We start from the raw sequence: 23530 nt of genomic DNA on the forward strand, positions 1-23530 counted from the left end.
GCACGCCGCCAGCGTTCGTCCTGAGCCAGGATCAAACTCTCCATGAATGTTTACCGGTCATCCGGTGCACACACACGAAAGAGCGGGACGATCCAACCGGAATATGGCGGACCGTCCACAGCGTCCTCGCTGTGATGTTGCCTGCCCGAACCCCCGAAGGAGCCGAAACAGGACTTTTTCAAAGGAACCTCATCCACCGAAGTGGACGGGGTATCAACTTCTGGCGTTGATTTTTGGCACGCTGTTGAGTTCTCAAGGTGCGGACGCTTCCTTCGTACTCACCCTCGCGGGTTTTCCTCCGGGCGCTTCCTTCGTTCTTGCGTTTCCGACTCTATCAGACCGTTTCCGTTCCGATTTCCTCGGCGCCTTTCCGGTCCCGACCGCTTTCGCGTCCGCTTCCTTTCCGGCGGTTCCCACCGTACCAGAACCGATTCCGCTTCGTTTCCGACTCGGATTCGAAATCCTGGAGGCCGTGGGGGCCTTTGCCTTTCGGCGTTCCACCACGCTAACGGATTTCACTCTGCCGCTCATAATCGGGCGGACCGGAGAGGAATTCGGGCACGCCGAATGGGTCCCCGTCAGGGTGGTCGTTCGTAGGTGGTGGATGGCCGCTCCGGACCTGCCGACAGCAGGGGTTCCGTTTCAAGCGGCTCGGGCTACGTTAGGCGTCGTGCAAGGGCGAGTCAAGTTGAGCGGCGGCGTGGCGCGTGGGGCCGGTAGGGGCTGACGGTGGGATCGTCCGCGTGCCAGAAACGCCACGGACGGTGGGCTCCTTCGCCGCCGACGCCCGTTCGCGGGCCGGAGCGGAGCAGGTCGGAGGGGACGGGGGTGCCCGTCAGTACCGTCAGGGGTGCTCCGGGGCCCCCGCAGAGGTCCGTACCGTCCAGGGAGCGGTCCACGGCGAGGGCAGTGGCCAGGCGGGCCGGGCCTTTGGCCAGTTCCACCGGCTTTCTGGCGGAAAGCCGGCGTTTGGCGGCGAGATCCGCGCCCGTGATGATCTCCCCGGCCCGCAGGAGGACCCCGGAGGCGGTGCCCTCCGGCCCGCAGACCAGGTTGAGGCTGAACCACATGCCGTAGATGAAGTAGACGTACGCGTGTCCGGGGGGTCCGAACATGGAGGCGTTGCGGGCCGTGCGGCCCCGGTAGGCGTGGGAGCCCGGGTCGGTCGGGCCGTCGTACGCCTCGACCTCGGTGATGCGCAGCTCAATGGGTCCCTCGGGACCGTGCCGGACGAGGGTGCGGCCCAGCAGGTCGGGTGCCACGGTGAGGACCGGCCGGTCGTAGAAGCTCCGGGTCAGGGGCGTACGGTTCGGGCGCGCGCTCATCCGTCCGAGCGTAGTGGAACCGCACGGGAGGGAACCGGGCCCTAAGGTTCCGCGTTTGTAGAGGTCACAGAGATTCGAAGGGGAGACAGGCATGGGCTTCAAGAAGCTGTTCGCGAGTCTGGGCGCAGGCGGTGCCTCGGTGGACACGATCATCACCGAGCCGAACGTGGTGCCGGGCGGCATCGTGCAGGGTGAGGTCCGGATCCAGGGCGGCTCCGTGGAGCAGCAGATCGAGGGGCTGTCCATCGGGCTCCAGGCGCGGGTGGAGGTGGAGAGCGGCGACAACGAGTACAAGCAGGACGTCGTCTTCACGAAGCAGCGGCTGGGTGGCGCCTTCCAGGTGCAGGCGGGTGCGGTGCACGTGGTCCCCTTCGGTCTGGAGATCCCGTGGGAGACGCCGGTCACCCACTTCGCGGGTCAGCACCTGCGGGGCATGAACATCGGGGTGAGCACGGAGCTGGAGATCGCGCGGGCCGTGGACGCGGGCGACCTGGACCCGATCAACGTGCACCCGCTGCCGGCGCAGCAGGCGATCCTGGACGCTTTCGGTCAGCTGGGGTTCCGGTTCCGGAGCGCGGACATGGAGCGCGGGCACATCCGCGGGACGCGGCAGACGCTGCCGTTCTACCAGGAGATCGAGTTCCTGCCGCCGCAGCAGTACCACGGGCTGAACCAGGTGGAGCTGACGTTCGTCGCAGACGGCAACGAGATGGACGTCGTGCTGGAGATGGACAAGAAGCCGGGTCTGTTCACGGAGGGCAGCGACACGTACCGCTGCTTCCGGGTGGGGCTGCACACGTACCAGAACACGGACTGGGCGGCGTACCTCAACGAGTGGATCGCGTCCGTCGGCTCCAAGCGCAACTGGTTCTAGGGAGATCCCCGTGTCCGAGCTCAAGAGGCCGCCGCTGCCGCACGACTTCCACCCGGAGGTCCCCTCCTTCTCGGTGACCAGCCAGGATCTGGCTCCGGGTGCCGAGCTGGGGGCGGACCAGGTGAAGGCGGGGGGTGACCGGTCCCCGCAGCTGCGGTGGGAGGGGTTCCCTCCGGAGACCAAGAGCTTCGCCGTGACCTGCTTCGATCCGGACGCGCCCACGGGCAGCGGCTTCTGGCACTGGGTCCTGTTCGACCTGCCGGTGTCGGTGACGGAGCTACCGGCGGGCGTGGGTACGGCCGCGGGCGAGGGTCTGCCGGCGGGTGCGGTGCAGGTCCGGAACGACTACGGCGACCGGGACTTCGGGGGTGCGGCTCCGCCGGCCGGGGAGCGGCACCGTTACGTGTTCACGGTGTATGCCGTGGACGAGGAGAAGCTGGGGCCGGATGCGGACGCTTCTCCCGCGGTCGTCGGATTCCACCTGCGCTTCCACGCGCTGGCGCGTGCGCAGCTGATCGGTGAGTACGAGGCTCCACGGGGGAGCTGATCCTCCGTCGTCCGGCGTAGGGATGCTGGTCTGATCGTTCGCCGGTCGTTTGCCCGGTCCTGGTCTAAAGGTGGCCCGGACCGGGCATTTTTATTGCGTTGTCCCGCGTGGCGCGCGCGGCCAGAGTGGTTGCGGGCCCTGCTGCCAGGGTGGTCGCGGGCCTGCGCACGGGAGGTGGGCGAGATGCGGGACACGCTGGTGCTGAACGCGAGCTTCGAGCCGCTGTCGACGGTGTCGATGAACCGGGCCGTGGTGCTGGTGCTCCAGGACAAGGCCGTGGTCGAACAGTCGCATCCCGAGCTCCTGGTGCGTGCGGCCGCGGTGGAGTTGCCGGTGCCCCGGGTGATCCGGCTCTGCCGGTTCGTTCGGGTGCCGTTCCGAAAACACGCGCCGTGGTCGAGGCGTGGGGTGTTGGCGCGTGACCAGCACAGATGCGCGTACTGCGGGAGGCGGGCGACCACGGTGGACCATGTGGTCCCGCGGTCGCAGGGGGGTGGGGACACCTGGTTGAACACGGTGGCCTCCTGTGCCGAGGACAATCACCGGAAAGCGGCGCGGACGCCGGACGAGGCGGGGATGCCGCTGTTGCGGAAGCCGTTCGTGCCGTCTCCGGCGGACGCGATGTTGCTGTCGCTGGGGGCGCGGCAGCGGGAGGCGCTGCCGGAGTGGCTGGGCCGCTCGGCCTGAGCTTCGTAGGGGGCCCGTGGGGGCCGGGGGGTTGTGGGCAGGCCGGTTCCGGACCGTGAGGTCCGGGCCGGCCTGTTGTCGTTCCCGGGTGAGTCGAGTTGTTCTACGTCGTTCAGCGGATGAGGAGTTGGACGATGGCGAGGAGGCCGACCACGACGATGACGGTACGGAGCACCGCGGGTGGCAGGCGGCGGCCGACGCGGGCGCCGAGTTGGCCGCCGAGGGTGGAGCCGAGGGCGATGAGCAGGACGGCGGTCCAGTCGAACTCGGCGACGAAGAGGAAGAAGACGGCGGCGATGCCGTTGACGAGTCCGGCGAGGACGTTCTTGACGGCGTTGGTGCGCTGGAGGTCCTCGTGCATGAGCAGGCCCATGAGGCCGAGGTAGAGGACGCCCTGGGCGGCGCCGAAGTAGCCGCCGTAGGCGCTGGCGAAGAACATGCCGGTGAGGAGGGCGGGGCCGCCGTCGGGGTGCGGTCCGGGAGCGCCGGTGGCCTCCTGGCGGGCGCGCAGGGCGCGGGCGAGGCGGGGCTGGAACACGACGAGGAGCAGGGCCAGGCCGATGAGGACCGGGACGATGGTGTCGAAGGAGTCCGAGGGCAGGGTGAGCAGGAGGACGGCTCCGGCGAGTCCGCCGAGGAGGCAGACGGCGGAGAGGCGGAGGATGCGGCGGCCCTGGCCGACGAGTTCCTTGCGGTAGCCGATGGCGCCGCTGATCGAACCGGGCACCAGGCCGAGGGTGTTGGAGACGTTGGCGGTGACCGGGGGCAGGCCGGTCGCGAGGAGCACCGGGAAGGTGATGAGGGTGCCGGAGCCGACGATGGTGTTGATGGTGCCCGCTCCGACGCCGGCGGCGAAGACAGCGAGGGATTCCCAGGGGGACATGACCGGCCTTTCGCATGGGTGAGCCCCCCGGCGCGGGCCGGGGGGCTCGACGATCATGCGTCAGGCGGGGTGGCGTCAGTCGATCGGGGGCTGTTCGCGGCGGTCGGTGGTGCCGCCGCCGTGCCCGTTGTGCTGGTCCTGGCGGGGGCTGAGGCCGGCCGAACCTCCGCCCATGGGGCCGAAGTTGCCGATGGCTCCGCTGAGGCCCTTGAGGGCGTCGCCGATCTCGCTGGGGACGATCCAGAGCTTGTTCGCGTCGCCCTCGGCGATCTTCGGGAGCATCTGGAGGTACTGGTACGAGAGGAGCTTCTGGTCGGGGTCGCCCGCGTGGATGGACTCGAAGACGGTGCGGATGGCCTGGGCCTCGCCCTCGGCGCGGAGGGCGGCGGCCTTGGCGTCACCTTCGGCGCGGAGGATGGAGGACTGCTTCTCGCCCTCGGCGCGAAGGATCTCGGACTGTCGGACACCCTCGGCCTGGAGGATCGCGGCGCGCTTGTCGCGGTCGGCGCGCATCTGCTTCTCCATCGAGTCCTGGATGGAGGTGGGCGGCTCGATGGCCTTGAGCTCGACGCGGTTGACGCGGATGCCCCACTTGCCGGTGGCCTCGTCGAGGACTCCGCGGAGGGCGGCGTTGATCTCCTCGCGGGAGGTCAGGGTCCGTTCCAGGTCCATGCCGCCGATGATGTTGCGGAGGGTGGTGACGGTGAGCTGCTCGATGGCCTGGATGTAGCTGGCGACCTCGTAGGTGGCGGCCCGGGCGTCGGTCACCTGGTAGTAGATGACGGTGTCGATGTTGACGACGAGGTTGTCCTGGGTGATGACCGGCTGCGGCGGGAACGGGACGACCTGTTCGCGGAGGTCGATCCGGTTGCGGATCGAGTCGATGAACGGGACGACGATGTTGAGGCCGGCGTTGAGGGTCCGGGTGTAGCGGCCGAACCGTTCGACGATCGCCGCGCTGGCCTGCGGGATGACCTGGATCGTCTTGACCAGGGCGATGAAGACCAGCACCACCAGAATGATCAGGACGATGATGATCGGTTGCATGCGGTTCCCCGTACCCTTCTAGCTGCCTGTCCTGCGCGTTGGAAGCGCAGTGCCCCTTGTGCGGAGTCTCGCAGACCTGCGTCTCCGGCGAGCCGGATTCGGTCACTTGGCGTCACCTGTGGGGGTGCGCCGTGCACTGTCACGTTGTGGTGTCACGTTGCCGTGTCACCTTGTGCGGCTTTCGCCCGTTCTTTCCGGGTCGGGCCGCGCTCGGCCGTCACATGACGACGGCGGTGGCCCCGTCGATCTCCACCACGTCCACCTGCTGTCCGGGTTCGAAGGTGGTGTCCGCGTCCAGGGCGCGGGCCGACCAGATCTCCCCCGCGAGCTTGATCCTGCCGCCGCCGTCGTCCACGCGCTCCAGGACCACGGCGGTGCGGCCCCGGAGGGCGTCCACTCCGCTGGCGAACTCGGGGCGTTGGCTGCGGTGTCGGTTGGCGACGGGTCGCACCACGACGAGCAGCGCGACCGACACCACGACGAAGACGAGGACTTGGGCGACCACTCCCCCGCCGAGTGCCGCGGTGATCGCCGCGACGACCGCTCCCGCGGAGAACATGCCGAATTCCGGCATGGCGGTCAGGACCAGCGGAATGCCCAGTCCGACCGCGCCGATGAGCCACCACACCCATGCGTCGATGTCCACATGGTCATGGTAAATCGGCCGGGCGCGGTCCGGACAGGGTGCGGTGCCGGGCTCAGCGGAGCGGGAGGCCCCGGGCGGTCCAGCGGTCGTGCTCGGTGCGCTCGACGACGAGCGGCAGGCCGAAGCAGAGGGAGAGGTTGCGGGAGGTGAGTTCGAGGTCGATCGGTCCGGCGGTGACGACCTTGCCCTGGCGGATCATGAGGACGTGGGTGAAGCCGGGGGCGATCTCCTCGACGTGGTGCGTGACCATGATCATGGAGGGGGCGAGGGGGTCCCGGGCCAGTCGGCCGAGGCGGCGGACCAGGTCCTCGCGGCCGCCGAGGTCGAGGCCGGCGGCGGGCTCGTCGAGGAGCAGCAGCTCGGGGTCGGTCATCAGGGCGCGGGCGATCAGGGTGCGCTTGCGCTCGCCCTCGGAGAGGGTGCCGAACTTCCGGTCGAGGTAGGCGGTCATGCCGAGGCGGTCGAGGAAGGCGCGGGCGCGCTGCTCGTCGACCTCCTCGTACTGCTCCTGCCAGCCGGCGGTCATGCCGTAGGCGGCGGTGAGGACGGTCTGGAGGACGGTCTGCCGCTTGGGGAGCTTGTCGGCCATGGCGATGCCGGCCACGCCGATCCGGGGGCGGAGGTCGAAGACGTCGACCTTGCCGAGGGTGCTGCCGAGGATGGCGGCGCTGCCCTTGCTGGGGAAGAGGTAGCTGGAGGCGATGTTGAGCAGGGTGGTCTTCCCGGCGCCGTTCGGGCCGAGGATGACCCAGCGCTCCCCCTCCTTGACCGACCAGGAGACCTGGTCCACCAGAGCCCGGCCCTCGCGGATGACGGATACGTCCTCCAGCTCCAGTACATCGCTCATGAGCGCGTTGTCTCCCATTGCAGTCTCGACTGTCACAGTGCGCCTGTGGGCGCATCCCCAGGGGAAAACCTACGCCACTCGGGGAGTGCCCCGGGGACGAGGTCGGGGGAAGGGCGGGTCCGTAGGGTGGGGGGCATGCTTTCTGAACCACGGTCCGGGCGCCTGGCCGCCTGGGGCAATGCGTTGTTGGGCGGGCTGGTGTCCCCGGACGAGGCCGTTGTGGCGGTCGTCGGCGAGGACGCCGTACACCGGGTGGAAGGGCTGCCGGGTGAATCGGGGCCGGTGGGGCTGTCGCTGGCGTTGGGGCGGTTGCGCGTGCTGGGGGTGACGGGGTTGCGGGTGGCGCTGCCCGCGCCGGGGCACCCGTTGGGGCTGTCCGGACCGCCGGAGTTCAACGCGCGGGCGCTGGAGGCGGCGGAGGCCGTGGTCTGCGTGGGCGCGGCTCTGGGGCTGGTGCCGGAGGTCACCGAGGCGGGGCCCGAGGGGGACGTGCACGTGGGGGTGGTGTGGCACTGCCTGCCGGTGCGGGAGGCTCCGCCCGCCGACGTGCCCTCGCTGGGCGAGGCGGAGCGGGAGCTCGCGGAGGGGATGCGGGAGGCCACGGAGGTGCTGACGCGGTTGGACGTGGCCGCCTCGGGGCCGGTGGCGGAGGCGGCCCGCGCGGCGTACGCGGCGCGGGCGGAGCGGGGCCGTGAGGTGCTGGCCCCTGGGTATCCGCCGCGGGCCGTGCGGGTGCTGGAGCTGGCGCAGCGGATCGGTCTGCTGATGGATCTGGCGCAGGGGCGCGGGCAGGGGGGCGCGGTGAGCGCCTCGGAGATGTCGGCGCGGGCGCTGGCGCTGGCTCCGGTGGAGCGGGTGGCACGGCGGGCTCAGGTGGCGGCGTACAACGCCTACGTGGAGGAGCAGGAGCGGCGGCGGGGCTGAGGCGGGCGCCGCGCCGCGGCGGGTGTCGGCGATCGCCCGCGATGACCCGCGGGTGGGGGGCCGTGACCCGGGAGTGGGGGCGGCGCGGGTGGGGGGCCTGGGCGAGGGTGTGACGCGTCGCGTTGCAGGGTGATCGGTGACGTTGCGCTGAGGCGTGTCCCCTGAGGACGGGCGTGCCCGGACGCGCCGCGGCCCCGCTTCCGGGGAGAGGAGGGAAGCGGGGCCGCGGGGCGGGGCCGGTCTCAGTGGTTGAGGCCGGTGTTGCCGAAGGCTCCGTTGAGCAGGCCGATGACGTTGACGGTGTTGCCGACCGCATTGACCGGGACGTGGACCGGGGCCTGGATGAGGTTGCCCGAGCCGACGCCGGGAGAGTTGAGGGCCTCACCGTGGGCGTGCGCACCGCCGTGCGCGGAGGAGACCCCGGCACCCGCGGCGATCAGACCGCCGGCGATCATGGTGACGGCAGCCGCCTTCTTCATGTTCTTCACTTCACGTCCTCCATCGGTTCGCCGCGACCGTGAGCCGCGGCACGCCATGGAGAACGGCGCCCCGCCGTTCGGGTTCCGCCATGTGGGCTACATCCACCCGACGGTATGAATCTCATCCTCTCCCTTTACCTGCCCGGCCGGTGGGTCCGGCGGGGCGGGTGGGACCGCCGGTACGTCCGTCACCTGCTGAGACCGTGCCGGACCGCCCAGAGGGCGGCCTGGGTGCGGTCGGCGAGGTCGAGCTTCATCAGGATGTTCGAGACGTGCGTCTTGACGGTCTTCTCGGAGAGGACCAGGGCGCGGGCGATCTCGCGGTTGGAGCGGCCGTCGGCGATCAGGCCGAGGACCTCGCGTTCGCGGTCGGTGAGGCCGCCGCCGCGGCCCCCGGCGGGGGGCTGCTCCTCCTGCGCGAGGAGGGCCTCGGCGACCTCGGGCTGGAGCAGTACGTGCCCGGCGTGGACGGAGCGGATGGCTCCGGCGAGGGCCTCGGGGTCGATGTCCTTGTAGACGTAGCCCGCGGCCCCGGCGCGTAGGGCGGGGACCACGGTGCGCCGCTCGGTGAAGCTGGTGACGATGAGGACCCGGGCGGGGCTGTCGAGCGCGCGGAGCCGACGCAGGGCCTCGATGCCGTCGGTGCCGGGCATCTTGATGTCCATGAGGACCACGTCCGGGTGGAGCTCGCCGACGGCGGCGACCCCTTCCTCTCCGTCGGCGGCCTCGCCGACGACCTCGATGTCGTCCTGCACCTCCAGGAAGGTGCGCAGGCCGCGGCGGACGACCTGGTGGTCGTCGACGAGCAGGACCCGGATCCTGGTGCCGGTCGCGTCAGCCACCGGGGACCTCCATCTCGATCGTGGTGCCCTGGCCGGGCACGGACTGCACGGTGAGGGTGCCGCCGACGCCGGCGGCGCGGTCCCGCATGGAGACCAGGCCGAGGTGGCGGCCGGCGCGGCGGACGGCCCGCGGGTCGAAGCCCTTGCCGTCGTCGGTGACGCGGAGCAGCGCGCCGGGGCCGCGGCGGGCGAGGAGGACCTCGACGCGGGCGGCCGCGGAGTGCCGTAGGGCGTTGTGGAGGGCTTCCTGGGCCACGCGGAGCAGGGCTTCCTCCTGGGAGGCGGGGAGGGCGCGTACACCGTCACATGTGAACGTGACATGTGAGGTGTGTGCGCGGTCGAGGACCTGGACCTGGGTGCGCAGGGTGGCGATCAGTCCGTCCTCGTCGAGGGCGGCGGGGCGGAGCTCGACGACGGCGGCGCGCAGCTCGTCGGCGGCTTCGGCGGCGAGGGTGGCGACCTGGTGGAGTTCGGTCTTGGCGCGGGCCGGGTCGCGGTCGACGAGGGCGGCGGCGGCCTGGGCGGTCAGCCGGAGGGAGAAGAGCTTCTGGCTGACGGCGTCGTGGAGCTCGTGGGCCAGGCGGGAGCGTTCCTCGGTGATGGTGAGTTCACGGCTGCGCTCGTAGAGGCGGGCGTTGGTGAGGGCGATGGCGGCGTGCTGGGCGAGGATGCCGAGGAGTTCCTCGTCCTCCTCGGTGAAGCCGCAGGAGGCCGGGGCGTCGGGGGCGGGGCGGGCGCAGCGCTTGTTCGCGAGGAAGAGGGCGCCGAGGGTCTCGTCCCCGTCGCGGATCGGCAGGCCGAGGAAGTCGGACATGTCGGGGTGGGCGGCGGGCCAGCCGCCGAAGCGGGGGTCCTCGCGGACGTCGGCGAGGCGTTCGGGGCCGGAGCTGTGGAGCATCGCGGCGAGGATTCCGTGCTGGCGGGGCAGGGGGCCGATGCGGCGCCACTGTTCGTCGCTGATGCCGTCGACGACGAACTGGGCGAAGCCGCCGTGGTCGTCCGGGACGCCGAGGGCCGCGTACTCGGCGTCGAGGAGTTCCCGGGCGGAGGCCACGATCGTCTTGAGCACGTCGCGCACTTCCAGGTGGCGGCTCATCGCGAGGAGCGCGGTGCTGACCGCGGCCAGGCCGTGGCCGGGCCGGTGGCCGCTTCCGGGGCCGGGCCTTCGGCTGCCGTGACCTGCGCTGGGGCTCATGGGGCTCACGGTATAGGGGAGCGGCGGGGCCGGTATCGGGCCGCGGTCGCAGGGGGCGGGGGCGGGGGGCCTAGGACCTCGGGGGGATGCCCCGGGGGCTCGGGGGTACCCGGGGCGGAGGGGTGCGGGTCGGTCTCTGCCCCTGGGTGGAGGGTCGGGGACGGTGTCTCCTCCTCAGGGAGGAGGGGCGCCTACGCTCCGCGTCGCCTTCGCAACGTCCGGTGAGACTGTTACGTGGTCGATGTGAGCCCGCGCATAGGACCTATTTCACTTACGAAGCCGCTTAGTGGACGCATAAGCGGCGCGTCAGTGCTGATCAGCAGGGGGCAGGGGGCGAATCGGACGGGTCGGTGGGGGCCCCTGATCCACTAAGCGGCTTCGTACCGGACGTCTTTGCCTCAGGTTTTTGCCGCCGCTAAGAATGGCTGCCGTCGCCAGGCGCCGAGGGTCATGGACCCCCGGCGCCGTCCTGCGGCCCTCCGCTCTTCGAAAAGGTCGTCCACTCATGTCTGCTTCCAGCCCTGCCGGCCATAGCCGCTTCACCAAGGCCCACAAGCTGTCGATCGCCGGCGTCGCCTCCCTGGGTGTCGCCGCCCTCGCCGTGAGCCTGGTGCCGGCCGACAACGGCAAGAGCGAGACCGTGGTGACCGCCTCCCCCGTGGCCTGGACGCAGCTGGTGGACGCCGCCCACCCCAAGGCCGTGCAGGCCGGGCTGGCGCAGCAGCACCTGGTGGCCGACCAGAACGCCAAGGAGACCGCCGCCAAGGCCGCCGCCGCGGCGAAGGCCAAGGCGCAGGCGGAGGCGAAGGCCGCCGCGAAGGCGAAGGCCGAGTCCCGCGCGAAGGCCGCCGCCGCGAAGGAGCGCGCCGCGAAGGCCGCCGCCAGCCGTGCCGCCGCCCGCACGCCGATCTACGCGAACAACCTGGACGGCTGGATCAAGGAAGCGCTGAGCATCATGCAGCGCGAGGGCATCCCCGGCAGCTACGACGGCATCCACCGCAACGTGATGCGCGAGTCCAGCGGCAACCCGCTGGCCATCAACAACTGGGACATCAACGCCCAGAACGGCATCCCGTCCAAGGGCCTGCTCCAGGTGATCTACCCGACCTTCGCCGCCTACCACGTCAAGGGCACGAAGTTCGACCAGTACGACCCGGTCGCCAACATCGTGGCCGCCTGCAACTACGCGGCGGACCGCTACGGCTCCATCAACAACGTGAACAGCGCCTACTAGGAGCTGTCCGGGCCGGGTGCGCGGTCTGCGCGCCCGACCTTCCGGTCCCCCATGCGCCTCAGGGCGGCCCCCGTGCGAACGGGTGCCGCCCTGAGGCGTCGACGCGTGCGCCCGCCGGTGCCGGCGGCGGGCGGGGCCGCTACTTGCGCATGACCTCCGGCTCGTGGCGGCGCAGCAGGCGGGCGACGACGAAGCCGCAGGCGATGCCGATGAGCAGCAGGACCGAGAGGTCGAAGACCCACTGCCCGGTGGTGGCCTCCCACAGCGGGTCGGTGTTGGTGGGGTTGTCCTGGTCCCACGGCGGCATGAGGACCGCGAGGTTCAGGGTGGTGCCGGCGGCGGCCACGGCCCAGCGGGAGGGCATCAGCCAGGCGAACTGCTCCAGGCCGGGCGAGTCGTACACCTGGAAGAGGATGCCGGTGAAGACGACCTGGACGATCGCGAACATGACGAGCAGCGGCATGGTCTTCTCGGCGGTCTTCACCAGCGAGGAGATGACCAGGCCGAACATCATCGAGGTGAAGCCCAGGGCCGTGACGGACAGGCACAGCTCCACGGCGGGCGGCAGGACCAGGCCCTCGGCGGGCAGGTCGCGCGGGAAGAAGCCGATCGCGCAGATCACCACGCCCTGGACGGCCGTGATGAAGCCCAGCACGATGATCTTGGACATCAGGTAGGCGGAGCGGGACAGGCCGGTGGCGCGCTCCCGCTCGTAGATGACCCGTTCCTTGATCAGCTCGCGGACGGAGTTGGCGGCGCCGGAGAAGCACATGCCGACCGCGAGGATCAGCATGATCGTGCCGGCGTCGCCGTTGAACCGCGACGGCGGCTTCGGCGGGGCCAGGCCGAAGGTCGCCGGGATCACCGTGGACACCACGCCGAGGACGGCCGGGAGGATCAGCATCAGGGCCATGAAGCCCTTGTCCGAGGCGATGACGGAGACGTAGCGGCGCATCAGCGTGATCAGCTGCGAGCCCCAGCCCTGCGGCTTGGGCGGCCGGACCTGCGCGTTCGGCATGCTCACCGACTGCGGGGCGACCGCGTCGATGTCGGCCGCGTACAGCTGGTAGTGCTGCGAGCCCTTCCAGCGGCCCGCCCAGTCGTAGTCGCGGTAGTTCTCGAAGGCCGAGAAGACGTCGGCCCAGGTGGTGTAGCCGAAGAAGTTCAGGGCCTCGTCCGGCGGACCGAAGTACGCCACCGAACCGCCGGGGGCCATGACCAGGAGCTTGTCGCACAGCGCCAGCTCGGCCACGGAGTGGGTGACCACGAGCACCGTCCGGCCGTCGTCGGCCAGACCGCGCAGCAGCTGCATGACGTCGCGGTCCATGCCCGGGTCCAGACCGGAGGTCGGCTCGTCCAGGAAGATCAGCGAGGGCTTGGTCAGCAGCTCCAGGGCCACGGACACGCGCTTGCGCTGACCGCCCGAGAGCGAGGTGATCTTCTTGTCCTTGTGGATGTCGAGCTTGAGCTCGCGCAGCACCTCGTCGATGCGGTCGGCGCGCTCGGACTCGGCGGTGTCCCCGGGGAAGCGGAGCTTGGCCGCGTACTTCAGGGCGGTCCGGACCGTCAGCTCCTTGTGCAGGATGTCGTCCTGCGGGACCAGGCCGATGCGCTGGCGGAGCTCCGCGAACTGCTTGTACAGGTTGCGGTTGTCGTAGAGGACGTCGCCCTCGTTGGCGGGCCGGTAGCCGGTCAGCGCCTTCAGCAGGGTGGACTTGCCGGAGCCGGACGGGCCGATCACGGCGATCAGCGACTTCTCCGGGACGCCGAAGGAGACGTCCTTGAGGATCTGCTTGCCGCCGTCCACCGTGACGGTGAGGTGCCGGGCCGAGAAGGAGACCTCGCCGGTGTCGACGAACTCCTCCAGCCGGTCGCCCACGATCCGGAAGGTGGAGTGGCCGACGCCGACGATGTCGTTCGGGCCGAGCAGCGCCGTACCGGACTTGGCCAGCGGCTGACCGTTGACGTACGTGCCGTTGTGGCTGCCGAGGTCGTGGATCTCCAGCCGTCCGCCCGAGGAGCGGAACTCCGCGTGGTGACGGGACACCTGCAGGTCCGAGACGACCAGCTCGTTGTCGAGCGCGCGGCCGATGCGCATGACGTGGCCGAGCGAGAGCTGGTGGAAGGTGGTCGGGCTGCGGTCCCCGTAGCCGTGGGCCCCCGCACCGGCGGCGCGCGGGGCGCCCTGCTGCTGCGGAATCTGCCCCTGCTGCTGCGGGGGCACCTGGCCCTGCTGCGGCGACCCGCCCGGGCTCCGGTGCCCGGGGTACTGGTGCGCCTGGCCGGGGTGCCCGGCCTGGTGCGCGGCGTATCCGGGCTGCGGCTGCTGCCCGGGGTGCGCGGCACCCGCGGCGGCCCCCGCCACCGCCGGGGAGGCCGCGGCCGGAGCGGCGGCGGTGAAATCGAGCCGCGGCCCGTCGGAGGCGTTGCCGAGGTGCACCACCGTGCCCGCGGCGAGCTCCAGCCGCTGGACCCGCTGGCCCTGCGCGTAGGTGCCGTTGGTGCTGCCGTGGTCCTCCACGGACCAGCCGCGGCCGTTCCAGCCGATCGTGGCGTGCCGCCACGAGACCCTCGCGTCGTCGATCACCACGTCGCCCTGGGGGTCACGCCCCAGGGTGTACGACCTGGACGGATCGAGAGCCCAGGTCCTTCCGTTCAATTGCAGTACGAGTTCCTGCACTCCATGCCCCACTTGTTGTCCCCCGGTGCCCCCTGACAGCAGGGAGTCTAGGGATGGCGAACATCGGGGGGAACTATTTCAGGCCCGGGGCCGGATGTGGAATCCGGCTCCCGCAACGGCGCGCGCCCCCGGGCCGCGGGCCGGCACGCGGCCGCTGACCGGCGGCTCTCCGCCCCCCGCCCGCACCCCTGTTGACGGACCGTCCGGTCACTTCCGGACAGGGGCGTTGACGGGGTCGGAAAGCGCCCGGAGAGTGGAAAGAGGCCATGAGTCCGTACGGATCATGGCAATTCGGAGATCAAGGATCACTCGGTACGAATCGGGGTCCGGGCATGGGGCGGTACGGGGGCGGAGAACCGGGCGGAGCGGGGCGGGCGTTCGGGGCCGCCACCCCCGAGGCCCGGAGCGGCGGGGCGGCGGCCTGGTGGTGGTCGCCGCTGTGCGCGGTGGCGGTGGTGGGGTGGTCCCTGGCCGTGATGGCCGGGGTGGCCGCGGCGGGACTGTGGCTGCTGGGCGCGCGGGAGCTCGGCGGGGCAGGCGGGGAGGGGGCCTCGCTGCCGGCGCTGACGGCGGCGCTGCTGGTGCTCGCGGTCGGCGGGACGGTGACCCCCTCGGGAGAGGTGTCCGCCTTCGGACTGGACGGGGCCGCGGCGGAGACCGCGGTGCGGGTGACGCCGCTCGGGATCTCGCTGGCCGGGGCGCTGGTGCTGGGGCCGCTCTTCCTGCGCGCGGCGCGGGCGGTGGGGGCCGGGGGTGGTCCCGGGGCGGGCCGGCGGGTGGCCGGGCTGGCGGCGGCCGTCGTGGGGCTGTTCGGGGCCGCGGCCTGGGGGTTGGCGCGGGCGGCGCACGAGGTGGTGACCCTGGACGGGGCCCGGTGGGGCGGGGCCGACGGGGGCACGGGGAGCGGCGGGGCGGGTGGGCCCGGGTCCCTCGGGCTCGGCGGGCTCGGGCTCGGCGGGGCCGGGCGGCTCGCGGACGGGGCCGGGCTCGGCGGGCTGTGGCGGGAGCGGGTCGGGGACCTGGTGGACGCGCAGGCGCGCGTCGGCTTCTCCGCGGACGCGGGGGCGGCGCTGCGCGGGGCCCTGGTGTGGGCGGCGGCCGTCCTGCTGCTCGCCCGGCTGACCTCGCGGCGGGGTGGGGCGCGGGCGGGGAGGTGGGGGGTCGTCTCGGGGTGGGTGCGGCCGGGGTCGTCCGCGGTGGTGGCGATGCTGCTGGTGGCGGTCCTCGCGGGGCTGGGGGCGGCCGGTTGGGCCGCGGCCCGGGACGAGCACCCGGGCCGGATCCTGGGCGCGGCCCTCCTCGGGGCGCCCAACGGAGCCTGGACGGCGGTGCCGCTGGGGCTGCTGGTGCCCTGGGAGGGGCGGGCCGAGGGCTCCCTGGCCGAGGTGCTGCCCGATCCGCTCGGCCCGCTGGTGACCGGCTCGGGAGACGAACGGGCCGCGCTGAACCTGCCTCGGCTCGCGGAGGCGGACGGGCGGGTGTGGCTGTTGCTCGTGGCCCTCGCGGTGCTGCTGCTGTACGCGGGCACGCTGTCGGCGGTACGGGCGCCGGACCACGGGCCGCTGCGTGGCGCCGTGCGGCTGGGGGGCGCCCTGGCGGTGGCGCTGCCGGTGCTGACGGTCCTGACGGCGGTGTCGGCCGGGGCCTCGCTGTCGGTACTGGGCGTGGACGCCTTCGAGGCGGGGCTGGAACTCCGGGCCGATCCGGGGTGGGCGGCGGTGGCGGGGGCCGCGTGGGGGGCGGGGGCCGGAGCGGTGGGGGCGGTGCTCGTGCGGGCGGTTCGGGGCGGGCGGGAGGGTGCGGGGGGCGGCGGGAGGGTGGGGGCCGGCGGGATGGGAGCGGTCGGGGCCGGGAATGCGGGGGCCGGGACCGGGATCGTGGGGCCGTACCGACCGTCGCCGGTGCGGGGGCCGGCGCTGGGGGAGGTCAATCCGTATCGGGTGGCGGGGGCGGGGGCGGGACCGAGTGCGGGGGCGGGAGCGGGGGGTGCGGGCTCGGGGGTGGAGGAGCAGGAGACCGTGACCGGGTTGCCGCCGGTGCCGCCGAGGGGTGCGGGCGGACGGGGTGGGGGGCGGGCGGCGTTCACGCCGCCGCCGTTGCCGCCGCCACCTCCGCCTCCGCCTCCGCCGGCGGGGGGTGGGTGAGGGGTGCCGCTGCGCGGGGCTTCTTCCCCGCCCCGCCCCTTCCCGGAACCGGGCGCCCGCGGCGGCCCCGGGCCACGCCGTGACGGCAAGCCGCTACCGCGGCCCCTCGGGGGCTCCGCCCCCCACACCCCCGCGCCTCACACTCCGCCGGCTACCGCTGGGAGGTACCCCCTGGCGGGGCCGGGATTCGGTTCCGGTTGGTCGTCGGGTGCGGCTCACCGATCGCCTCACGCGCCGGCGGGGCCGGGGTTTCGCTCCGGGGGTCGTCCCGGGGGGTGGGACGGGGGGCGGTGGTCGTGGGGGTACGGGATACGGTGAGGTCACCATGAGCGCTTCGCAGACCTCCGCCGTCCCCACCCTCCTCGTCAAGATCTTCGGCAAGGACCGTCCCGGGATCACCGCCGGACTGTTCGACACTCTTGCCGCCTACTCCGTCGATGTCGTGGACATCGAGCAGGTCGTCACCCGTGGCCGCATCGTGCTGTGCGCGCTGGTCACCCGACCGGAACAGCCGGGCGGTGAGGGCGAACTGCGGGCCACCGTGCACAGTTGGGCCGAGTCGCTCAAGCTGCAGGCCGAGATCATCTCCGGTACCGGTGACAACCGGCCCCGCGGTCTGGGCCGGTCGCACGTCACCGTGCTGGGGCATCCGCTGACGGCGGAGTCCACCGCCGCCATCGCCGCCCGGATCACCGACACGGGCGGCAACATCGACCGGATCTTCCGACTCGCCAAGTACCCGGTCACCGCGGTGGAGTTCGCCGTGTCCGGCGCGGAGACGGAGCCGCTGCGCACGGCGCTGGCCACGGCCGCCTCGCAGATCGGGGTGGACGTGGCGGTGGTGTCGGCCGGTCTGCACCGGCGGGCGCAGCGCCTGGTGGTGATGGACGTGGACTCCACCCTCATCCAGGACGAGGTCATCGAGTTGTTCGCGGCCCACGCCGGCTGCGAGGACAAGGTCGCCGAGGTGACCGCGCAGGCGATGCGCGGGGAGCTGGACTTCGAGCAGTCCCTGCACGCGCGGGTGGCCCTGCTGGCGGGGCTGGACGCCTCCGTGGTGGAGAAGGTGCGGGCCGAGGTCCGGCTGACGCCGGGGGCGCGGACCCTGATCCGGACGCTGAAGCGGCTGGGCTACCAGGTGGGCGTGGTCTCGGGCGGGTTCACGCAGGTCACCGACGACCTGCGGGAGCGGCTGGGGCTGGATTTCGCCTCCGCCAACACGCTGGAGGTCGTGGACGGGAAGCTCACCGGTCGGGTGGTCGGGGAGATCGTGGACCGGGCGGGCAAGGCGCGGCTGCTGCGGCGGTTCGCGGCCGAGGCCGGGGTGCCGTTGGCGCAGACGGTGGCCATCGGTGACGGGGCCAACGACCTGGACATGCTGAACGCGGCCGGGCTGGGCGTGGCCTTCAACGCCAAGCCGGTGGTGCGGGAGGCGGCGCACACCGCGGTGAACGTGCCGTTCCTGGACGCCGTGCTGTACCTGCTGGGCATCACCCGCGAGGAGGTCGAGGCGGCCGACCTCGACTGAGCGGGCGGTCGCGATCGCGGCCGCGAGGAGGGGGCCCCGGCGCCGTGGCGTCGGGGCCCCCTTTTTTTCGCGTCGGCGGGTACCGTCAGTGCGGGCTCCAGTAGTCCGTGAGGCTGCCGACGCCCGGTTCGAGGGACTTCCAGGTGCCGGTGAAGCCGATCACGGCGAGGGCGGCGGTGGGAAAGCCGCTGCGGGCCAGTCGGCCGTCGGCGTCGCCGTCGGCGCTGCCGGAGAGGATGTCGGCGAGCGCCTGCATGCCCGGGTTGTGGCCGATGACGAGGAGGTCGCGGACCTCGTCGGGGGTTTCGTTGAGCAGGGCGATGATCTCCCCCGGGGCGGCTTCGTAGAGGCGTTCCTCGTACGAGGTCCGGGGGCGGTGGGGCAGTTCCTGGACGGCCAGCTTCCAGGTCTCGCGGGTGCGGGCGGCGGTGGAGCAGAGGGCCAGGTCGAAGGTGATGCCGGTTTCGGCCAGTTTCCGGCCGGCGGCCGGGGCGTCCTGGCGGCCGCGGTCGGCGAGGGGGCGCTCGTGGTCGGAGACCTGGGGCCAGTCCGCCTTCGCGTGCCGGAGTAGGACGATCCTGCGGGAGGTGTCGGCGCTCATGGTTCTCAGCTTCGCATGAAACGAGCCACGGGGCGCAGGGTGTTGGGAGGCTCGTACCCCTCCGGGGGGCGTGCTCCCGCGCGGGGCGGGGCGGGCGCCGTCAGAGGAGTATCCGGAGCAGTTCCGTCATGACGCGGCCGAGTCCGGCGGCGCCGCCTCCGGCGGCTTCGGCGGCTCCCGGTCCCGTCAGCAGGGCCATGAGGGCGGTGAAGGCGAGGACGGGCAGGGCCAGGGTCCACCAGGCGAGCCGGGGGGCGGTGGCCCGGAGTGCCGGTGGGGTCGGCGGGCGGGGGTGGGCGGTGTGGACCGGTACAGACATGACCGCCTCCGCGGTGGTGCTGGGCGTGCCGTCCGGCGGGAGTGCCGTACTGCCTCCGAATCTACGGATCGGGGGCCCGGGATCCCATCGGGTTTTCCACCCACTGCACCCTGAGACCCGCCCCCTAGGGGACGGGGGGTCTTCCCCACCCCCGGGGCGGGGGCGTACCGGTCAGGGGGAGGCGAGGGTGGCGATGACGGCGATGATCACGGTCACGCCGAGCATCGCGCCGAGCACGATGGCCAGCTTCTTGTGGCCGTTCTGGGGGTTCGGTTCGAGGACGGGCATGGGGTCAGTCTCCCATGCCGCATTCGGCCTCGATGGTGCGGTCCCGGCCCGCGAGGACGCCGATCGCGATCTGCGGGACCATCAGGCAGGCCATCAGGGCGAGCGGCAGGTCCCAGCCGCCGCTGTGCTGGTAGAGGACGCCGATGAGGAGCGGGCCGGGGAGCGAGATCAGGTAGCCGGTGCTCTGGGCGAAGGCGGACAGTTTGACCACGCCGGCGGCGGACCGGGCGCGCAGGCCGATCATGGTGATGGCGAGCGGGAAGGCGCAGTTGGAGATGCCCAGGAGCAGGGCCCAGGCCCAGGCGCCGCCCGCGGGGGCGAGGTAGAGACCGGCGTATCCGGTGAGTCCGAAGGCGCCCAGGGCGGCGACGATCACGCCCTGGTTGCGGACGGCTCCGGCCAGTCGGGGGATGACGAAGGCGAGCGGGACGCCCATGACCATGGTGACGGCGAGCAGGAGTCCGGCGGTGCCGGCGGAGACTCCGGCGTCGCGGAAGATCTGCGGGAGCCAGCCCATGGTGACGTAGGCGCCGGTGGCCTGGAGGCCGAAGTAGCCGGCGAGGGCCCAGGCGGTGCGGCTGCGGGTGACGCGGAGGCCGCGCGCCGCTTCGCCGGGGGCGCCCGCGGGGGTGCGGTCGCGGTCGCGGCGGGTCTGACGGGCGATGGGCACCCAGGGGACGACGGCGATCACGGCGAGGACCGCCCAGATGAGCAGGCCGGCGCGCCAATTGCCGCCGAGGGCCTGGGTCATGGGGACGGTGGCGGCCGCGGCGATGGAGGTGCCGATGGCCAGGGCCATGGAGTAGAGGCCGGTCATGGTGCCGACGCGGTCCGGGAACCAGCGCTTGACGATCACGGGCAGGAGCACGTTGGTGAGGGCGATGCCCGCCAGAGACAGCGCGCTCGCGGCCAGGAAGCCGACGGTGCCGGTCGCGAAGGGGCGGATCAGCAGGCCGGCGGCGATCGCGGCCATGCCCGCGCAGACCACGGCGGCCGGGCCGAAGCGGCGGGAGAGCCGGGGCGCGGTGATGCCGAAGACGGCGAAGCAGAGGCCGGGGACGGAGGTGAGCAGGCCGGCGACGGTGCCGCTCATGCCGAGGCCCTCGCGGGTCTCTTCGAGGAGGGCGCCGAGGCTGGTGATGGCGGGGCGCAGGTTGAGGGCGGCCAGCACGATCGCGACGAGGAGGGTCGGGCCGAGCCAGGCCGGGGCGGGGCGGGGGTCGTCGGTGGGGACGATGGCGCGGGTGGGCGCCGGGCGGCTCAGGAGCGTGGTTTCTTCGTCGGACATGGAACCATCATAGAATCATGGGATGATTGGTGGTCCAGTCGTCGGCGCCGGCGATCCGCGCGCGACGCTCGGTAGGGTCGTCCCCACCGAGCGCCGCCGTCACCGGCCGCCCGCCCGCCGCTCCCCCGCCGAACCCGAGAGGGCCCCATGCCGCTGACCTCGCCGCGCCGATCCGCGCTGGTGGACCAGGTGATCGCCCAGCTCCGGAACCAGATCACCGGGGGTGAGTGGCCGGTGGGCTCCCGGATCCCCACCGAGCCGGAGCTGGTCGAGATGCTGGGCGTGGCCCGCAACACCGTGCGGGAGGCCGTCCGGGCCCTGGCGCACAACGGGCTGCTGGACATCCGGCAGGGCTCGGGCACGTATGTCCTGGCCACCAGCGAGCTGGCGGGGGTGATGCACCGGCGGTTCGCGGGGGCGGACCCCCGGCACGTGGCGGAGCTGCGGTCCACCCTGGAGTCCTCGGCGGCGCGGTTCGCGGCGGAGCGGCGCACCGAGCGGGACCTGGCGCAGTTGGACGCGCTGCTGGCGCGCCGCGAGGAGGCGTGGGAGGGCGGGGACGCGGAGCTGTTCGTCGCGGCCGACGTGAGCCTGCACATGGCGGTGGTGGCGGCCTCGCACAACGACGTGCTGATGGGGCTGTACGCGGACCTGGGCGACCTGCTGCGGGACTGGCTGCGGGAGGACGTGGGCACCGAGCTGACGCCGGACACCCACATGGATCACGCGCGTCTGATCGAGGCGATCCGGCGCGGGGACGGGGAGGCGGCGGCGGCCGAGGCCGGTGGCTACCCCTTCGAATGGCTCCGCAACGCCCCGGGTCGGGCGGCGGAGCCCGGCGGGGCCTCGGCGTGACCCTGTACGGTCACGTCTGACACTGCACGCTCACGCGTGACATTGCCCGTTCACGCGTGACATTGCGGACCCACACGACACACCCGCGCCCCTCCTTCGTCCCGCGCCCCGCTCAGCCGCCCGGTTCGTGGCTGACCCAGGCCGAGCGGACTTCCTTCCAGCAGCGGGAGGCCAGGCGGACGTGCCCGGCGGGCTCGACGGAGACGGGTGCGGAGTCCCCGTCCACGTCCCACCAGCGTTCGCATTCGACGTGCAGGCGGACCAGGTCCGTCCGGGGGAACGGGTTGTGGCAGTGGGCCGTGACCCGCGAGCCCTCGATCACGGTGTCGCAGTCGGAGCCGAAGAGCGGTTCGCCGCGGGGCCGGGCGGGCTGCGCGGGCGGCTCCGCCGGCAGGTCGGCCAGGCGCACGGCGGCCGTGCGGTCCACGAGGTCGGCGTGGTGGTCCGGGCGCTCCACCGGGTCCGCCCGGAGCGCCCGCTCCCGCTGGGCGGGCTCGCGCGGCGTGCCCGGTCGGGCCGCGGCTCCGGGCACCAGCAGCCCGGACAGCACCATCGAGGTCACCAGCAGGGACAAAGCTCGGCTCCGACTCGGGCCCACTCCGCGCACCTCCGCCCCACCGCCCGCCGGGAAGATCCCGACTCGGCCAGTGTGCAGTGATACGTCCCGATCGACACTTCGGGAAACGCCGACGGCGGCCGCGGCGCCCCTGTCGGGGTACCGCGGCCGCCGTCGGGACCGGCCCGCTCGGGGGACTCCCCCGGGGCCGGTGGTGGGCCGGGGGTCAGGCGCCCATCGCGTGCAGGCCGCCGTCCACGTGGACGATCTCGCCCGTGGTCTTCGGGAACCAGTCCGAGAGCAGGGCGACCACACCGCGGCCGGCGGGCTCGGGGTCGGACATGTCCCAGTTCATCGGGGAGCGGGTGTTCCAGACGTCCGCCAGCTCGCCGAAGCCGGGGATGGACTTCGCGGCCATGGAGCCGATCGGGCCGGCGGAGACCAGGTTGCAGCGCACGTTGTCCTTGCCCAGGTCGCGGGCGAGGTAGCGGCTGGTGGCCTCCAGGGCGGCCTTGGCCGGGCCCATCCAGTCGTACTGCGGCCAGGCGTACTGCGCGTCGAAGGTGAGGCCGACGACGGCCGCGCCCTCCGCCGGGAACAGCGGCTTGCAGGCCATGGTCAGGGACTTCAGCGAGAAGGCCGAGACGTGCATGGCGGTGGCCACCGACTCGAACGGGGTGTTGAGGAAGTTGCCGCCGAGGGCGTCCTGCGGGGCGAAGCCGATGGAGTGGACGACTCCGTCGAGGCCGCCGAGCTCCTCGCGGACGAGGCCCTCCAGGCGGGCGAGGTGCTCCTCGTTGGTGACGTCGAGCTCGATCACCTTGGCGGGCTTGGGCAGCTTCCTCGCGATGCGCTCGGTGAGGGTGGGCCGGGGGAAGGCGGTCAGGATGACCTCGGCGCCCTGCTCCTGCGCGAGCTTGGCGGTGTGGAAGGCGATGGAGGACTCCATCAGCACACCGGTGATGAGGATGCGCTTGCCGTCGAGAATTCCGCTCATGTGATCAGTGACCCATGCCCAATCCGCCGTCAACGGGAATGACGGCTCCGGTGATGTACGAGGCGTCGTCCGACGCGAGGAAGCGCACGGTCGCCGCGATCTCCTCCGGCTGTGCGTACCGGCCGAGCGGGACCTGCGCGACGATCCCGGCGCGCTGCTCGTCGGTGAGCACCTTCGTCATGTCGGTGTCCACGAATCCGGGGGCGACGACGTTGAAGGTGATGTTGCGGGAGCCGAGCTCGCGGGCGAGGGAGCGGGCGAAGCCCACCAGCCCGGCCTTGGAGGCGGCGTAGTTCGCCTGCCCGGCGGAGCCCAGGAGGCCCACGACCGAGGAGATCAGGACGACGCGGCCCTTCTTGGCGCGGAGCATGCCCCGGTTGGAGCGCTTGACCACGCGGAAGGTGCCGGTGAGGTTGGTGTCGAGGACGGCGGTGAAGTCCTCCTCCGACATCCGCATCAGCAGCTGGTCCTTGGTGATGCCCGCGTTGGCGACGAGCACCTCCACCGGGCCGTGCTTCTCCTCGATCTCCTTGTAGGTCTGCTCCACCTGCTCGGAGTCGGTGATGTCGCAGCGGACCGCGAGGACCCCGAGGGCGAGGAGTTCCTGCGGCGGCTCGCCCGACCGGTAGGTCACGGCGACCTTGTCGCCGGCCTCCGCGAAGGCACGGGCGATGGCGAGGCCGATGCCCCGGTTTCCTCCGGTGACGAGAACCGAGCGGCTCATCGGATCACCCTTTCCTTGGC

At 72.4% G+C, this 23530-nt stretch carries 24 protein-coding genes; 8 read left to right on the forward strand and 16 right to left on the reverse strand.

All coding sequences use genetic code 11. From position 1 onward, the window contains the following. Positions 1–683: 683 nt before the first annotated feature. Positions 684–1325 carry a DNA-3-methyladenine glycosylase gene (locus ABTZ17_RS09835; protein WP_352195029.1) on the reverse strand — a complete coding sequence of 214 codons (642 nt, stop codon included), beginning with the start codon at positions 1323–1325 and terminating at the stop codon, positions 684–686. A 91-nt stretch (positions 1326–1416) separates the two neighbouring features. On the opposite strand from ABTZ17_RS09835, the gene ABTZ17_RS09840 reads away from it, so the two are divergent. The 3 genes from ABTZ17_RS09840 to ABTZ17_RS09850 all read left to right on the forward strand — a co-directional run bounded on the left by ABTZ17_RS09840 (position 1417) and on the right by ABTZ17_RS09850 (position 3433). After that, positions 1417–2199: a sporulation protein gene (locus ABTZ17_RS09840; protein ID WP_352195030.1), complete on the forward strand. Its 783-nt coding sequence runs from the start codon at positions 1417–1419 to the stop codon at positions 2197–2199. A gap of 10 nt (positions 2200–2209) precedes the next feature. Further along, on the forward strand, positions 2210–2746 hold the full coding sequence (locus tag ABTZ17_RS09845) for a YbhB/YbcL family Raf kinase inhibitor-like protein (RefSeq protein ID WP_352195031.1): 537 nt from the start codon (positions 2210–2212) through the stop codon (positions 2744–2746). 183 nt (positions 2747–2929) lie between these two features. After that, on the forward strand, positions 2930–3433 hold the full coding sequence (locus ABTZ17_RS09850) for an HNH endonuclease (RefSeq protein ID WP_352195032.1): 504 nt from the start codon (positions 2930–2932) through the stop codon (positions 3431–3433). 112 nt (positions 3434–3545) lie between these two features. On the opposite strand, the gene ABTZ17_RS09855 is transcribed toward ABTZ17_RS09850, so the two are convergent. From ABTZ17_RS09855 to ABTZ17_RS09870, 4 genes are all read right to left on the reverse strand, one after another. Next, entirely contained in the window at positions 3546–4316 is a 771-nt protein-coding gene (locus ABTZ17_RS09855) for a sulfite exporter TauE/SafE family protein (protein ID WP_352195033.1), read from the reverse strand. Between the two features lie 75 nt (positions 4317–4391). Continuing rightward, complete coding sequence (locus tag ABTZ17_RS09860) at positions 4392–5363, reverse strand: SPFH domain-containing protein (RefSeq protein ID WP_352195034.1); 972 nt, start codon at positions 5361–5363, stop codon at positions 4392–4394. A 217-nt stretch (positions 5364–5580) separates the two neighbouring features. Further along, positions 5581–6009 (reverse strand): NfeD family protein, encoded by a 429-nt coding sequence (locus ABTZ17_RS09865; RefSeq protein WP_352195035.1) that lies wholly within the window; start codon positions 6007–6009, stop codon positions 5581–5583. Between the two features lie 52 nt (positions 6010–6061). After that, positions 6062–6856, reverse strand: a complete 795-nt coding sequence (locus tag ABTZ17_RS09870; protein WP_352195036.1) for an ABC transporter ATP-binding protein — start codon at positions 6854–6856, stop codon at positions 6062–6064. 135 nt (positions 6857–6991) lie between these two features. On the opposite strand from ABTZ17_RS09870, the gene ABTZ17_RS09875 reads away from it, so the two are divergent. Beyond that, positions 6992–7780: an Rv1486c family protein gene (locus tag ABTZ17_RS09875; RefSeq protein ID WP_352195037.1), complete on the forward strand. Its 789-nt coding sequence runs from the start codon at positions 6992–6994 to the stop codon at positions 7778–7780. Between the two features lie 242 nt (positions 7781–8022). On the opposite strand, the gene ABTZ17_RS09880 is transcribed toward ABTZ17_RS09875, so the two are convergent. The 3 genes from ABTZ17_RS09880 to ABTZ17_RS09890 all read right to left on the reverse strand — a co-directional run bounded on the left by ABTZ17_RS09880 (position 8023) and on the right by ABTZ17_RS09890 (position 10296). Next, positions 8023–8268 carry a chaplin gene (locus ABTZ17_RS09880; protein ID WP_352195038.1) on the reverse strand — a complete coding sequence of 82 codons (246 nt, stop codon included), beginning with the start codon at positions 8266–8268 and terminating at the stop codon, positions 8023–8025. 179 nt (positions 8269–8447) lie between these two features. Further along, on the reverse strand, positions 8448–9101 hold the full coding sequence (locus ABTZ17_RS09885; protein ID WP_352195039.1) for a response regulator: 654 nt from the start codon (positions 9099–9101) through the stop codon (positions 8448–8450). Then, positions 9094–10296 (reverse strand): GAF domain-containing sensor histidine kinase, encoded by a 1203-nt coding sequence (locus ABTZ17_RS09890; RefSeq protein WP_502994632.1) that lies wholly within the window; start codon positions 10294–10296, stop codon positions 9094–9096. The genes ABTZ17_RS09885 and ABTZ17_RS09890 overlap by 8 nt, the downstream gene beginning before the upstream one ends. A gap of 505 nt (positions 10297–10801) precedes the next feature. On the opposite strand from ABTZ17_RS09890, the gene ABTZ17_RS09895 reads away from it, so the two are divergent. Then, positions 10802–11530, forward strand: a complete 729-nt coding sequence (locus tag ABTZ17_RS09895) for a transglycosylase SLT domain-containing protein (RefSeq protein ID WP_352195040.1) — start codon at positions 10802–10804, stop codon at positions 11528–11530. Between the two features lie 139 nt (positions 11531–11669). Here the strand turns inward: ABTZ17_RS09895 and ABTZ17_RS09900 are convergent, their stop codons facing one another. Beyond that, positions 11670–14222: an ABC transporter ATP-binding protein/permease gene (locus ABTZ17_RS09900; RefSeq protein ID WP_352195041.1), complete on the reverse strand. Its 2553-nt coding sequence runs from the start codon at positions 14220–14222 to the stop codon at positions 11670–11672. 320 nt (positions 14223–14542) lie between these two features. Here ABTZ17_RS09900 and ABTZ17_RS09905 point away from each other — a divergent pair, with 320 nt between their 5' ends. Both ABTZ17_RS09905 and serB read left to right on the forward strand, forming a co-directional pair. Further along, a complete protein-coding gene (locus ABTZ17_RS09905) occupies positions 14543–16354 on the forward strand; it encodes a streptophobe family protein (RefSeq protein ID WP_352195042.1) in 1812 nt (603 codons plus the stop codon). Positions 16355–16679: 325 nt separating this feature from the next. After that, entirely contained in the window at positions 16680–17882 is a 1203-nt protein-coding gene (gene serB / locus ABTZ17_RS09910) for a phosphoserine phosphatase SerB (protein ID WP_352195043.1), read from the forward strand. A gap of 85 nt (positions 17883–17967) precedes the next feature. On the opposite strand, the gene ABTZ17_RS09915 is transcribed toward serB, so the two are convergent. The 4 genes from ABTZ17_RS09915 to ABTZ17_RS09930 form a co-directional block, all read right to left on the reverse strand. Further along, entirely contained in the window at positions 17968–18483 is a 516-nt protein-coding gene (locus tag ABTZ17_RS09915; RefSeq protein ID WP_352195044.1) for a SixA phosphatase family protein, read from the reverse strand. A gap of 100 nt (positions 18484–18583) precedes the next feature. Next, entirely contained in the window at positions 18584–18802 is a 219-nt protein-coding gene (locus ABTZ17_RS09920; RefSeq protein ID WP_352195045.1) for a hypothetical protein, read from the reverse strand. A gap of 171 nt (positions 18803–18973) precedes the next feature. Further along, positions 18974–19090, reverse strand: a complete 117-nt coding sequence (locus ABTZ17_RS09925) for an SGM_5486 family transporter-associated protein (RefSeq protein ID WP_352195046.1) — start codon at positions 19088–19090, stop codon at positions 18974–18976. Between the two features lie 4 nt (positions 19091–19094). Further along, positions 19095–20378 (reverse strand): CynX/NimT family MFS transporter, encoded by a 1284-nt coding sequence (locus ABTZ17_RS09930; protein ID WP_352195047.1) that lies wholly within the window; start codon positions 20376–20378, stop codon positions 19095–19097. Positions 20379–20525: 147 nt separating this feature from the next. Here ABTZ17_RS09930 and ABTZ17_RS09935 point away from each other — a divergent pair, with 147 nt between their 5' ends. Continuing rightward, on the forward strand, positions 20526–21233 hold the full coding sequence (locus ABTZ17_RS09935; RefSeq protein WP_352195048.1) for a FadR/GntR family transcriptional regulator: 708 nt from the start codon (positions 20526–20528) through the stop codon (positions 21231–21233). A 112-nt stretch (positions 21234–21345) separates the two neighbouring features. Here the strand turns inward: ABTZ17_RS09935 and ABTZ17_RS09940 are convergent, their stop codons facing one another. From ABTZ17_RS09940 to fabG, 3 genes are all read right to left on the reverse strand, one after another. After that, complete coding sequence (locus ABTZ17_RS09940; RefSeq protein ID WP_352195049.1) at positions 21346–21807, reverse strand: hypothetical protein; 462 nt, start codon at positions 21805–21807, stop codon at positions 21346–21348. Between the two features lie 208 nt (positions 21808–22015). After that, positions 22016–22786 (reverse strand): enoyl-ACP reductase FabI, encoded by a 771-nt coding sequence (gene fabI / locus ABTZ17_RS09945; protein WP_352195050.1) that lies wholly within the window; start codon positions 22784–22786, stop codon positions 22016–22018. Between the two features lie 4 nt (positions 22787–22790). Beyond that, a complete protein-coding gene (gene fabG, locus ABTZ17_RS09950) occupies positions 22791–23510 on the reverse strand; it encodes a 3-oxoacyl-[acyl-carrier-protein] reductase (protein WP_352195051.1) in 720 nt (239 codons plus the stop codon). Between the last annotated feature and the right edge of the window lie 20 nt (positions 23511–23530).

Origin of the sequence: Streptomyces sp. NPDC097619 (assembly GCF_040302735.1) — a bacterium.
Lineage (GTDB): Bacteria > Actinomycetota > Actinomycetes > Streptomycetales > Streptomycetaceae > Streptomyces.